At 47.3% G+C, this 12,953-nt stretch carries 14 protein-coding genes; 7 read left to right on the forward strand and 7 right to left on the reverse strand.

Going from position 1 to position 12,953, the window contains the following annotated elements; translation table 11 throughout:
• The first annotated feature begins 87 nt into the window (after positions 1-87).
• Positions 88-2,259: a PilZ domain-containing protein gene (locus B3O33_RS11890; protein WP_292360391.1), complete on the forward strand. Its 2,172-nt coding sequence runs from the start codon at positions 88-90 to the stop codon at positions 2,257-2,259.
• 43 nt (positions 2,260-2,302) lie between these two features.
• On the opposite strand, the gene pmbA is transcribed toward B3O33_RS11890, so the two are convergent.
• Genes pmbA through B3O33_RS11925 form a run of 7 tightly spaced genes read right to left on the reverse strand, consistent with a single transcriptional unit; the run spans position 2,303 to position 7,784 of the window.
• Positions 2,303-3,628: a metalloprotease PmbA gene (gene pmbA / locus B3O33_RS11895; RefSeq protein ID WP_292360392.1), complete on the reverse strand. Its 1,326-nt coding sequence runs from the start codon at positions 3,626-3,628 to the stop codon at positions 2,303-2,305.
• Complete coding sequence (locus B3O33_RS11900) at positions 3,625-4,035, reverse strand: M67 family metallopeptidase (protein WP_292360393.1); 411 nt, start codon at positions 4,033-4,035, stop codon at positions 3,625-3,627. The genes pmbA and B3O33_RS11900 overlap by 4 nt, the downstream gene beginning before the upstream one ends.
• On the reverse strand, positions 4,036-4,794 hold the full coding sequence (locus B3O33_RS11905) for a HesA/MoeB/ThiF family protein (protein WP_292360395.1): 759 nt from the start codon (positions 4,792-4,794) through the stop codon (positions 4,036-4,038).
• Between the two features lie 37 nt (positions 4,795-4,831).
• Positions 4,832-5,656 (reverse strand): peptide chain release factor N(5)-glutamine methyltransferase, encoded by an 825-nt coding sequence (prmC, locus tag B3O33_RS11910; protein ID WP_292360397.1) that lies wholly within the window; start codon positions 5,654-5,656, stop codon positions 4,832-4,834.
• 31 nt (positions 5,657-5,687) lie between these two features.
• Positions 5,688-6,728, reverse strand: a complete 1,041-nt coding sequence (locus B3O33_RS11915; protein ID WP_292360398.1) for a response regulator — start codon at positions 6,726-6,728, stop codon at positions 5,688-5,690.
• Between the two features lie 19 nt (positions 6,729-6,747).
• Positions 6,748-7,059 (reverse strand): DUF3301 domain-containing protein, encoded by a 312-nt coding sequence (locus tag B3O33_RS11920; protein WP_292360399.1) that lies wholly within the window; start codon positions 7,057-7,059, stop codon positions 6,748-6,750.
• Entirely contained in the window at positions 7,056-7,784 is a 729-nt protein-coding gene (locus tag B3O33_RS11925; protein WP_292360400.1) for a 16S rRNA (uracil(1498)-N(3))-methyltransferase, read from the reverse strand. Before B3O33_RS11925 ends, B3O33_RS11920 begins: the two co-directional genes overlap by 4 nt.
• Positions 7,785-7,879: 95 nt before the next feature.
• Here B3O33_RS11925 and B3O33_RS11930 point away from each other — a divergent pair, with 95 nt between their 5' ends.
• The 6 genes from B3O33_RS11930 to B3O33_RS11955 all read left to right on the forward strand — a co-directional run.
• Positions 7,880-8,680, forward strand: a complete 801-nt coding sequence (locus B3O33_RS11930; RefSeq protein ID WP_292360402.1) for an inositol monophosphatase family protein — start codon at positions 7,880-7,882, stop codon at positions 8,678-8,680.
• Positions 8,673-9,413 (forward strand): peptidoglycan editing factor PgeF, encoded by a 741-nt coding sequence (gene pgeF, locus B3O33_RS11935; protein ID WP_292360403.1) that lies wholly within the window; start codon positions 8,673-8,675, stop codon positions 9,411-9,413. Before B3O33_RS11930 ends, pgeF begins: the two co-directional genes overlap by 8 nt.
• A gap of 38 nt (positions 9,414-9,451) precedes the next feature.
• Positions 9,452-10,258 (forward strand): ZIP family metal transporter, encoded by an 807-nt coding sequence (locus B3O33_RS11940; protein WP_292360405.1) that lies wholly within the window; start codon positions 9,452-9,454, stop codon positions 10,256-10,258.
• Between the two features lie 6 nt (positions 10,259-10,264).
• Positions 10,265-11,284, forward strand: a complete 1,020-nt coding sequence (waaF, locus tag B3O33_RS11945) for a lipopolysaccharide heptosyltransferase II (RefSeq protein ID WP_292360407.1) — start codon at positions 10,265-10,267, stop codon at positions 11,282-11,284.
• 3 nt (positions 11,285-11,287) lie between these two features.
• On the forward strand, positions 11,288-12,049 hold the full coding sequence (locus B3O33_RS11950; protein WP_292360408.1) for a lipopolysaccharide kinase InaA family protein: 762 nt from the start codon (positions 11,288-11,290) through the stop codon (positions 12,047-12,049).
• 14 nt (positions 12,050-12,063) lie between these two features.
• A partial coding sequence (locus B3O33_RS11955) for a glycosyltransferase (protein ID WP_292363675.1) occupies positions 12,064-12,953 on the forward strand: 890 nt, incomplete at its 3' end.

A 12,953-nucleotide genomic window follows, 5' to 3' on the forward strand; every position in this document is an offset into this window, starting at 1 on the left:
AGACGCTGCAGCTGAACTATTACCTTCAGCCATTCATGCGCTAAGCATTAAAGCCAAAACGCCCAGTGAATTAAATTAACCAGCCCAATGGCGACGGAAAGCAGCAAATCTCAAAACCAAACCTTTCTGGCACAACTGGAACGTCAACGTTTACAAAAAACCTGTCAACGCATTATTGATTTACGCGGCAAGGTGACTGGAGAATGCCAGCCTTATGAATTCGGTGGTGTCACCCATTATCTGGATGACCGCAGCTATCTTATCCTGAAACAGTTAATTGACCGGATGGAGGGGCATTATACTGTTGGGGTTTATGAAGCATTGATACAAGCTGTTCGTCAGTTCCAGCAACAAACACCACCAGCTTTCGAAGTTGAAGATAATGGCGTTTTACTTATCCGTCTTGATCAGTCGTTAAGGCGGCTGGCACAGCGGGTGTTACTGACGTTGCCCGTCACGATCCGCAATGCTGAGCTGAGTTATCATGCGATGACACTGGATGTCAGTACTGATGCTATACGCGTCAGTATGAAACGGGTAGCCACACTGGAAAAAAACGATACGGTCGAGGTGGGGTTCGAACACTTTCCTGATGCGAAAAGCCCTGAATCCACGCTGATTGCATTCGATATTATCCGTCTGGAGCAGGATGAACAGCGTACATTTGCTGTATTACGATTCAATGATTCTGTTGGTAATGATGTCAGACAAGCCTGGCAAAACTGGCTCAGCAATAAGCAAAAACACAGTTCCACCGATCTGACTAATGAAATTCTCAACCTGACCCAGAATTCACTATTACGTTTATACAGCCGACAGATACCCAGCCTGCTTTGCTGGATAGGTGAACAAAATAATAAACCCGTTGTTACTGCACTTCACAGCAGTACCCTTTGTGACCAGATTTTTATCCATACACCCAACTTACTCAAGCAAATAAAAATACTGCTCTCGCAGATTGAACAAAATCAATTTACCAGTGGCATTTTTGCATTGACTGCAGACCGCATGAGCATTATCGGTCTTAATGAACTGCAACGCCTAAAACAATGCTGGCCATGGTCAGCTGACACGCAGTTATTACATTTCAGCATGATCCCGCTGAAAATCAATGAAGCAGATTACCATCCGAATTTCGACATGATTGCTCAGGTCGATCCGCGTATGGCGGTCGATTTTTCCGGAAAGGTATCCAGTTTAAAACGTCTGCTGCATATAACCGATATTACAGCCTGTCTGGATCAGTTACACCATGACGATACATCACTTGCTGCCGACAGTATTGATATCGACCAGTCAGGTCAGACGAGTATGCTACCTCCGGTCAGCAATCTGAAGCCCTATATTCAACGACAACAGAGCCGCTATACGGTGCTCACACCGGTTAACCTGTTTTTAAACAGCCAGGAGATTGTTTCACAAACCAACGAAGTTTCTATCAACGGTTTGTCTTTATCGGTTGATGCTGATTTGCCGGTGACCATTGGCAGTCGTGTGACATTGCATTTCACTCGTTGGCAGGCACAGCGACCACAGTTAAATTTACGCAGCGTTCCCTATGAAGTGAAACGCGTACAAAAATTTGCCGGACAGACCGAGCTGGGATTGCAGCGACTGGTGACACAATGCCCATGGGCCGTGAATCAGTTTTTTGAAAAAGCGATCAACGATAACCAACATTCATTAGCGCGTCGGGAAGATGATCTAATTCAAATGCAGCATAGCCGCGTGTATCTGGATATGCTGAGCCATACCCCGCTTGATACAGCGCTGTTTTTTGGGTTGGATATTCAGCAAAAACGCGTTTTGCAAGCCGTTGCAGGGTACTCCGAGGTAATAGATGAAACTGACAAAAAACTATGGCAGGTCATCTCCAATGCGATTCCACGGATTACCCTGCAGCTGAAAACCGTCAACACTGAAAACATGGTGACCCAGGCCATGGGATTGTATTGTTACCGCTCCGGGCAGCAGCCATGGCAGATAATCTGTGAGCATGAGCTGCAATCGACAGAGGCCAAAAACCTGCTACTGCACCGACTGTTCAGCTCTCAACATCATTACGTCTTTCATTGTCAGCTGGTCAATAATAAAACCGACTGGCTCCATGATGAACTGGATTTAATCCGCCAGATCAATGCACTACGCAGTCATAGCGCGCATCGCATCAAAAATCTGCGACAGATGTTGGGTTCAATATTTGCCGTCGCCTATCTGACAGATATCACGCAGTTTGTCCGGGATAGCATGCAGAGCTAGGAACTTGTTAATCTCTCATTTACCGCATCTGTTGTGACTGGTTTTACGCGGCCACCATCATTTTATCGATCCAGACCGAGCCGCTACGGATATTACTGCGTAAATCCACATCATTCGCCACGGCCTGAATGCCTTTAAACATATCCTGCAACTGACCGGCGATAGTAAATTCGTCAATAGCGTACTGAATTTCACCATTTTCCACCCAGAAACCCGCCGCACCCTGCGAATAATCTCCGTTAACAATATTGACACCCATGCCCATGGTTTCAGTGACAATCACGCCCTTATCCATCGCTTTCAGCATGTCTTTAAATGACAAATCGTTACTATCCACTGTCAGGTTATGCACACCCCCAGCATTGGCGGTGGTCGTCATGTTCAGACGTCGGGCTGAGTAACTATCCAGAACATAGCCTTGTAAAATACCATCGCGGATAATGTCACGATTCTGCGTTGCGACACCTTCGGCGTCAAAAGCTGAACTGCCTAAGGCTTTAAATAAATGCGGCTGTTCGTGAATATGGATAAACGATGGAAAAATTTGCTCGCCCAGTTTATCCAGCAGAAAACTGGATTTACGGTATAAAGCACTTCCACGAATACCGCCAACCAGCTGACCAAACAAAGAGGAGGCAATTTCACTGGCAAAAATCACGGGATAATGCCCAGTTTCGATTTCACGGGCATTCAGACGCTTCAATGTCTGCTCGGCGGCTTTTTGACCAACAGAAATGGCCGAAGCCAAATCCTGACTGTCACGCGCTACATCGTACCAATAGTCGCGCTGCATTCCCTCCGCATCACGAGCAATTAATGTGCACGACAAACTATGACGGGTAGATTGCGTCTGACCGATAAAACCGTGACTGTTGGCATAAATTCGCTGACCTTCGTGCGATGACACACTGGCGCCTTCTGAATTGCTTATCAGTGGATCAAAATCACGTCCCGCCTGCTCACATTCCATTGCCAATGCAATGGCTTGTTCCGGAGATAACGCCCAGGGATAGTACAAGTGCAGGTCCGGAAATGCGGTGGCCATTAATTCTGCGTCGGCTAAACCGGCAAATTTGTCTTCCTGAGTATGTTTGGCAATACTGCAGGCCATCGCTACCGTTTCATGGATGGCTTCCGGCCGCAAATCAGATGTACTGGCAGATGCTTTACTTTGCCCCAGATACACCGTCACACCCAATCCGGTATCTTTATTGTGTTCCAGGGTTTCAATTTCAGCCTGACGTACATTGACTGATAAGCCCAGGCTTTGGCTGATGCCAACTTCAGCGGCTGTAGCGCCCAGCTTTTTAGCCACATCCAGCGCCTGTTGCGCTGCCGTTTGTAATGTTGATGCGTCCAGTTTACTCATATAATCAAATTTACCTCTTCGATGTTCTGTCCCTGCTTTTGAAAGCCCCGCATTTCCAGAACACCACGTGTATTCAATGAAATTATCAGATACAAAGCCTGTGGATAATCGGCCACATCATCATCGATGACCGACGGTAAGGCAGGCGCATCAGGATGGGAGTGATAAATAGCAAACAGCTCCTGATTGCGTTCTTTCATTTCTTTCAGTGCGGCCAGCTGTTCACTGGCACTCAAGGCAAATAAAACGCTGGCATCCGTTTTGACGCTGTCTATCGGGTAACACATACAGCGTTGCCCATGACAGCCAATTAAGCCGGAGATTTCCTGGCTGGGTGAAAGTTGCGCCTGATGTAATAGCTCATTCACCAATGTGCGAGGTAAACGTATGGTCGTTTTAACTGTCATTTAGCTATTCTCATTATCGTGACATACCGGGCAGGCCGGATCCTGTTTCAAATTTATTTCCCGTATCTGCATGGCCAGGGCATCTACCATGATCAAACGACCACTGAGCGAACAGCCGGTATTGGCGAGCAATTTGAGCGTTTCAATCGCTTGAATCGATCCCATCATTCCCAGCAATGGAGAGAGCACCCCGCTCTCTGCACAGCTTTGTTGAATATCACCACCATTATCGTCGTACAAGCAACGATAACACGGTGCGTCAGCTTGTCGAGCATCATATACCGAAATTTGCCCTTCCCAACGGATGGCCGCCGCTGAAACCATCGGCGTTCTGGTTTTTTTACTGGCCTGATTCAGTAAAAAACGACTACTGAAATTATCGGTACAATCCACGATCACATCAGCCAGATCAGCTTGCTCGATGAGCTCGGACTCACTCAAACGGTGATCGATGGTCTCAACCTTAATCGTGTCATTCAAATTTTGCAAAGTGGCCGCGGCAGAGCTGGTTTTACTCTTACCCACTGTTGACTGACGATGCACGATCTGCCGCTGCAGATTGGTCAGCTCAACCTTATCATCATCCACCAGCACCAGATGCCCGACTCCGGCAGCGGCCAGATATAAAGCGACGGGTGATCCCAGCCCCCCCAAACCGATTACCAGCACCCGGCTATCCAAAACACGTTGTTGACCGGTGATATCAAAATCAGGCAATAAAATATGGCGGCTGTAACGCAGTAATTGTTCGTCATTCATCTGCAGTATGTTACCTCAATTCAAGGCTTGCCGAGCGTTAGCCACGTTTGCCAATCACTACCCGATCCTGCTGCCCATAATCCTGAAACGCTTGTATCTCATTAAACCCGTATTGCTGAAACATACCTTGTACAGCAGAAGACTGATCATAACCATGTTCAATCATTAACCAACCCTCGGGCTTTAACACTCTGGCGGCCTGTTGAACCAGTTGCCGGATATCCTGCAAACCATCCTCGCCGGAAGCCAATGCCGTCAGTGGTTCAAACCGCAAATCTCCAAGGGTTAAATGCGGGTCATCTGAACGGATATAGGGGGGATTGGATACGATGATATCCAGACTTGAGGAGTGCATTGACTCCAGCCACTGCCCGCAAACAAACTGCACGGCAAGCTGATTTTTTTCAGCATTATATTTAGCCATAGTTAACGCCTGCAGCGAATAATCGCTTGCCAGCATCCAGATATCATCACGTTCGGCTTTAATGGCCAAGGCAATAGCGCCACTGCCGGTTCCAAGATCCGCCACCCGCATCCCCGGCTGGATTTTTTCCAATGCCAAAGACACCAGCAGCTCGGTATCAGGGCGCGGGATCAAAGTGTGTTGATTAACGGCAACCTCCAATGACCAAAATCCACGAACACCGGTTAAATGCGCAACCGGTACACCTTGCCGGCGCTGTTCAATCAGTGAAACAAATTGCTGCTGCTCTTCAGCCGTAAGCGTTTGTTCGGGATAGCTGATTAAACGTAACGGCTGACAGCTCAGCACATGACATAACAGGCTTTCGATATCCTTACGCAGGGTTGGACTGATATCCAGCTGAACTCTGGCCCATTGCAGAGCCTCCTGAATGGTCATACTTTTTTAAACCGTTTTTGGCGGCACCACATCAAAACAAATTGATTTGCAGCAGCGCCAATACACCGGCAGCCAGTGCCACCATCAGTAATGCATTGGTCATACGCTGCCGTTTAACCATTTGATCCTGCACGAGCTGCAGTTGCGCCAATGCTTGCTGAAGTGTTTCCAGCGCTGGCGCGGTTGAGTCCGGAACAGCTGCCAGCTGTTCGGCAATCACCTTTTCAATTTCCGGTTGCAATGCGGTCATCAATTGTTGCTGAAGATCCTGCTGCTGACGGGTCAGCCAATGCTCTGTCTGAGAAGCCACCTGTTGTTGCCAATGATTGGACTGATTCAGGTTTTGCATGGCTGTTTCGGCAGCATCGGCGGCTTTTTCGGACAGTACGGTCTGCATTTGCATGGCCTGGGTGGCCAATTGTTGGTCTACCTTGTCTTGCACACCCACACTTATCTGCTCTGTTATTTCTGCTGAAAGCCTTTCGGATAATCCGTTAAGTCTTTCATCGATGAGTTGTCTGACGATATTTTCGGCGATTTGCTGACTGATCTGCTCCGCTGAATCTTGTGACTGCTGCAGCCAGGAAGGTAATACCTGTTGCTCAAGCTGAGCCATCACCTCATCCATTGTTAAAGCTGCTGAAATGTCAGCAGCAGGCTCAGGTACCACTGATTGTTCCGCTTCACCCGTTATTGCTGGAGTACGCAAATCATTAAGTATCATTTGCAGCTGCCGGGCTTCGGGTGGTTTCGATAATAAAGCCAGCACACCACTGTCATGGGCTGATAATTTATCGGCTTCACTGTCATTGCTGGTGCAAAGTACCACCGGAATTGCTTGCCAGCGTAAATCGTTTTTGATCTGGCGGGTAGCAGTGAGGCCATCCATTCCCGGCATCATCAAATCCATAAAGATAATTAACGGTGACTGCTGCGTGGTTTGCAGCCAGGCCAAAGCATCGTCGGCACTGCCCTGTTCGACGACTTCAAATCCAGAGGATTGCAAAAGTTTGCATAACATCATGCGGGCCACACGTGAATCATCAACGACCAATGCAAGCTTGTTTGTCATACCCTCTTCCTCTGATGACTTAACTGAAACGGTGTGGATCCAGCTGGATCGACTTCACGCGTTTTCCCAACATAACGACTTCACCACGATAACGCTGTTGCATATCGCTGGCAAACTCAAAAAAATAGGTTCGTTCAAATTGCATTCTGCCGTTCGAACCACGCCTGAGACGGATTTTTTTCCAGGCCACCGTATCATTGAGAAAACTGACCCCCATCGACTGACAGTATTGACTGGCAACACGACTGGCATGTTCCGCAACCCCACGGCTATCCCACCATAACCAGCCAATCACGGCCAGAATCAGCAATACGATAGTACCGTCATTCATCCTATGTCTCCCCAGCCAGCCTGTACCATGGCCAATGCGGCTGCAGAGGCGGTTTCGGTTCTTAATATTCTTGGACCAAGACAAATACCGGTAAACCCGGCATCATTCGCCCGCGCAATTTCGTCATCACTTAAACCGCCTTCTGGTCCAATCAGTAATGCAATGCGGCTGGCTTTAGTCATACTGGAAAACCCCTGTTTGGCCTCCGGTGCCAAAACCAGTTTGCATTTATCATCGGTATTTTCCAGAGCATCATTAAATGCAGTAATTGGCAATAATTCCGGCAAATAACTCCGACCACTTTGCTCACAGGCACTGATCATCACACCTTGCCAGTGATTCAATCTTTTCTTGGCGCGATCGCCCGAAAGTTGTACATTACAACGCTCCGTCACCACAGGCATAATACGTTTTACACCCAGTTCGACGGCTTTTTGTATGGCATAATCCATCCGTTCTCCGCGTGAAATGCCTTGCATCAACAGAATATCCAGGGGAGATTCGTTATCGGTTGTTATTGGCTGCTGAAGAATGACAGTGGCCTGGCGTTTGTCCACCTGCTCCAGTTGCGCCTGATACTCAAGCCCCTGTCCATCAAACAAGTTCAATAATGCGCCGGGTTTCATCCGCAATACTTGTACGGCATGGCGAAACACTTCATCCGGTAAAAGCATTGGTGATGTCGCAGGCACCAGACAGGCGCAATAAAATCGTGGAACACGCATAAAAAAGCTTCAACTGACAAAATGAATCAGCAGTTTACAGACTGCATCGCAGAGTTTGAATAATTATCCTTACATCGCTGATATACTTTTTATCCATGGATACCGACCTCGCCCAACTGCAGCAATGTCTGACTGAGACCGTTCAGCAACATTTGATGCCTTTATTTACGACTGTCAGTCGTCAATATAAGCACGATGGCAGTGTGGTCACCGTCGCTGACAAATTGATGCAGCAGAAAATGACCGAGGTTTTACAGCGGGATTTTCCCGAGATTAAATTACTCGGCGAAGAAATGACCGTAAACGAGCAGGCTGAACTGTTGAACAGCGGAGAAGCCTTATGGTGTCTGGATCCCATTGATGGCACCAGTAACTTTGCCTCCGGCATGCCTTTCTTTTCCATTTCTCTGGCATTAATTGAAAAAGGTGAGGTCACGCTCGGGGTGGTTTATGACCCGGTGATGAATGAATGTTTTTCGGCTAAAAAAGGGGCTGGTGCATGGTTGAATGGTCAGCGACTTAATGCTGAGATCTCAGGCCTTGCACTGAATCAGACCCTGGCTATCATTGATTTTAAGCGTTTACCCAAATCGCTTTGCCAAAGGCTGGTTGATGAAAAACCTTATGGTTCGCAACGCAGCCTGGGGTCTATTGCTCTGGAATTGTGCTGGCTGGCGGCGGGCCGAGCTCAACTGTATCTGCATGGTCGCCAGCAGATTTGGGATTATGCGGCGGCCCAGCTGATTATTAAAGAAGCAGGTGCCTTTGCCTGTACTCTGGATAACGAGGCCGTTTTCAGTCGAAGTTTAACGCCACGTTCTACCTGTGCAGCCAGTGACGAAAATTTGTTTTCCGCCTGGCGTGATTATCTGCACGTGCCGCGCTGTGATGGCTGATTCTGTTCTAACGGTAAACTGGCCGGCTCCAAAGCATATTAAAGCAATAACCACTACCCGAAACGGTGGGCAGAGCAGAGCTCCCTTTGATTCGCTCAATTTAGGCGATCATGTCGGTGATGAGCCCGCTTTAGTGATTGCTAATCGACAGCGCTTAATTCAGTCCGCATCACTGCCTGCTACACCGTTATGGCTGAAACAGACTCATAGCAGCAATGTTATTGAGGCAAATCAATGGCAAGTCAATGTTGAAGCCGATGCGATTTTCTGTGATTCGGCAAATACCGTCTGTGCCATCATGACGGCAGATTGTCTACCGGTTTTAATGACTGATAAATCGGGTTCGCAGGTGGCTGCGATTCATGCAGGTTGGCGTGGCTTGCAAGCCGGAATCATTGAAAATACGCTGGCTCAATTCAATATGCCATTATCAGAAATTATTGTCTGGCTAGGGCCAGCGATTGGTCCGCAGGCTTTTGAAGTTGGACCGGAAGTAAAATCGGCTTTTATGGCCAGTGATGGCAATGCAGAATCCGCTTTTACTGCAACACATTCAGATCGTTTTTTGGCCGATATTTATCTGCTTGCCAGACAACGCCTATCTGCGCAGGGTGTTACCGCAATCTATGGTGGGGATTATTGTACCTATAGCGAAAAAGACCGTTTTTTCTCCTTTAGACGCGATGGCGTCACCGGGCGAATGGCGTCGCTTATATGGATAGCGGCTGAATAAGGTATGATTTGCGCATTCATTTTCTGTTTCAGGTGCATATGGACTTATTACTCTGGATAATCATCTTCAGTATTCTCGGCGGCTTACTAAGTGTCATAATTGCCTCAAGCTTTCTGCTATTACCGACTCAAACCCGTCATTATGCTGTGCCCCATCTGGTTAGCTTTGCAATTGGAGCATTGCTTGGTGCATCGTTTTTAGGGCTACTTCCCCATGCGATTGAGCATGAATATTTTGTCGATCCCCATCATCTTGGACTGACATTACTCATTGGTTTGTTAAGCTTTTTTTTGCTGGAAAAAATGGTGTTATGGCGACATTGCCATAGCCATCATGGCCATGAGAACATTCCAGAACTTGGTGAAGATCATCATAACCACCAACATGAAGAACCTAAGAAAGCCGCAGGAGCGTTAATTCTTATCGGCGATGGCATTCATAATTTTGTCGATGGTGTATTGATTGCTGCAGCTTTTTTAACGGATGTGCATCTGGGCATTGTTACCGCGCTGGCAATCGCAGCACATGAAATCCCTCAGGAACTGGGCGATTTTGTGATCCTGTTGCACAGTGGCTATACGCGCCGCAAAGCACTTTATTTCAATATGCTTTCCAGTCTGGGAACCGTGGTGGGTGCCGTTCTGGCCTACTTCCTGCTGGCCGATATGCAGCATCTTTTGCCCTACATTCTGGTGGTGGCAGCCTCCAGCTTTGTTTATATCGCGGTGGCTGATTTGATTCCTGGCTTGCACAGCAAAGTGAAACCTTCAGAGACACTACAGCAGATCTCATTAATTGCGGCTGGCGTGATATTTATTTATCTGGCGCACAGCACGCTGCATTAATCATTTATGTCCGTTAAACACGTCATCCTGATCATTGGCCCTTCATGGGTCGGTGACATGGTAATGGCACAGTCGTTATTTGCTGCACTTAAACAGCAACATCCGCAATCTCATATTGATGTGCTGGCACCTGAATGGACTCGTCCATTACTGGCCCGTATGCCCGAAATCCGTGAAGCGATAAGCATGCCGGTAACGCATGGTGTGTTCGGCTGGAAACAGCGGCGCCAGATTGGTCTCGGTCTGCGTCACAGGAACTATGATCAATCCATTGTGTTGCCTAATTCCTGGAAATCAGCGCTAATCCCCTGGTTTGCCAATATTCCACAACGCACAGGCTGGTTAGGCGAGATGCGCTATGGCCTACTTAATGATCCCCGCAAACTGAATAAACAAAGATTACCACTTATGGTGCAACGCTTTGTTGCGTTGGCTCATCCTGCTTCCCAAGCACATATAGCACCCGACTTTCTGCCACCTAAAATGATTGCAGAAGCCGTTTCCAGTGAGTTAAATCCAGCTAAATTGGCTGAGCAAAAACGCTTGGTTTTATGTCCTGGCGCAGAGTTTGGTCCGGCCAAACAATGGCCGACATCGCATTACGCTGCTTTAGGGGAGCTGCTTACTCAGCAAGGCTGGCAAGTATTGATTATGGGCTCCAAAGCCGATGCGGTGACAGGTGAACAAATTGTCGCAGGCATTACCGATAAACAGAATGTCATTAATTTGTGCGGCAAAACCCAGTTGGGTGAAGCCATTGATTTGATTGCCACAGCCGACCAGGTGGTCAGTAATGATTCCGGATTAATGCATATCGCTGCTGCATTGCAAAAACCGCTTATTGCTATTTATGGACCAACGTCACCGGCATTTACGCCCCCCTTATCGGATAATGCCACGATTCTGCAAATTCCCGTGGACTGTGGTCCGTGTTTTCAACGCACCTGCCCCGAAGGGCATCATAAATGTATGCAAGATATCCAGCCTGAACAGGTTTTACGACAACTGCAGTCATCAACGAGTTGAAAGATGGCTATTTTCAATAAAAAAACCAGCGCTTTTATCAATCGTGTTTATTGGTCGAGTCGCAGAGCTTTATCTTTTGAACGCGTTTGGTCTTTACCCAAAAACTGGTTTGATGCACCTAATGAAGCACGCGGTGGCTGGAGTGGCGTGACACGTACGGAGTTTGATACCCGTAAAGGCATAACCAAGGTTTTTGTGAAACGCCAGCAAAATTACTACAGCCGGACCTGGCGGCATCCGTTCAAAGGAATCCCCACGTTTCAAAAAGAGCTGGAAAATATTCAGCAACTGAAAAAACTGAAAATCCCCACGTTAAACCCATTGTATTTTGGCAAACAAGATGACCGTGCCGTTTTAATCACCAAAGCGCTGGATAACTACACCTCTCTGGATAACCTTGACCCGACACAGCTGACCAAGGAAAAACGCTATCAACTTATTCGCAAGCTTGCCAAACTGACACGTAAGCTGCACCGCTCACATTACGTGCATAATTGTTTTTACTCCAAGCACGTGTTTGTTAAGTTAAACAAAAAAGGCAAATGGAAGATTCGTCTGATTGATCTGGAAAAACTGCGCTGGCGTTTCAGTTCAAAACTGGCGATGAAACGGGATTTATCCAGTTTTAATCGTCATGCAGATCACCGCTGGACTTTAAAGGATCGTTTGTATTTTTTTAAAGCCTATCTGCAAGTCGAGAAGCTTCGTGCCAAAGATAAAAAACTCTGGCGTAAACTGACGCCTCGCAAGCAACGCACGCATTAGCGGAAACGTAGACTATGACCAGCATCGAAAACACTAAGCAAACCCCGTACATTCTGCATATCTGTCACAGTTACTACGACCCCTTTCTGGATTGCGCGCGCCAATATGCCGTGCTTTTTAAAGACACACCTTATAAAGTGATTACCGTATTTTTATCAGGTGAACCCGATCCGCTCGTGGCAGAAAAAGCCTGTTCTGATGAAGTGATATTCCTTAATTACAAAAGCAAACAATTAAGTGGGCTCAAGCTTGGCATCATCAGAAAAATCCATCAGCTTGCCAAGCAATACAACTTTGTTGCCTGCATCGCACACCGAGCGAAACCAACTTACATCGCAGCTCTGGCGACTCATTTGCCCATCTTGAGTATCCGACATTCTTTTGGTGACTTTGATCGTCCCGGACGTCGTTTTTTAGTCAACTTTTTTAAATCACGTTTAACATTATTAGCAGTTTCCAATGCAGTGCGAGATGAAATCCGAGGTCATTTGCCGGATTGGCCGGAAGAAAAGATCCAAACGCTCTACAATCGTATTGATGTTGAGTTAGTACAAAGTGAGCTTTTGCCAAAACCTGAGGCCAGAGCAAAACTCAATCTTTGTATGGATGATTGGATAGTGGGAAGTGTCGGTCGCATTCACCCTGACAAGGATCCACAAACCCTAATCCGTGGATTTGCAAAAGCCTTACCCTCTCTTCCAGAGAATGCAAAGCTTTGTTTAATTGGTAAAGGAAAACTGGAAGCAGAACTTAAAACACTAGTGCTAGCACTCGATATTGATAACCATGTTTTGTTTCTTGGTTCGGTTGCTGAAGCCAGACGCTACTTTAAGGCATTCGATGTATTTGCTTTGAGTTCAGACCGCGAGCCTTTCGGAATGGTGCTTCTTGAAGCCATGGCAGC

Source organism: Methylophaga sp. UBA1464 (genome assembly GCF_002325665.1).
Classification (GTDB): domain Bacteria; phylum Pseudomonadota; class Gammaproteobacteria; order Nitrosococcales; family Methylophagaceae; genus Methylophaga.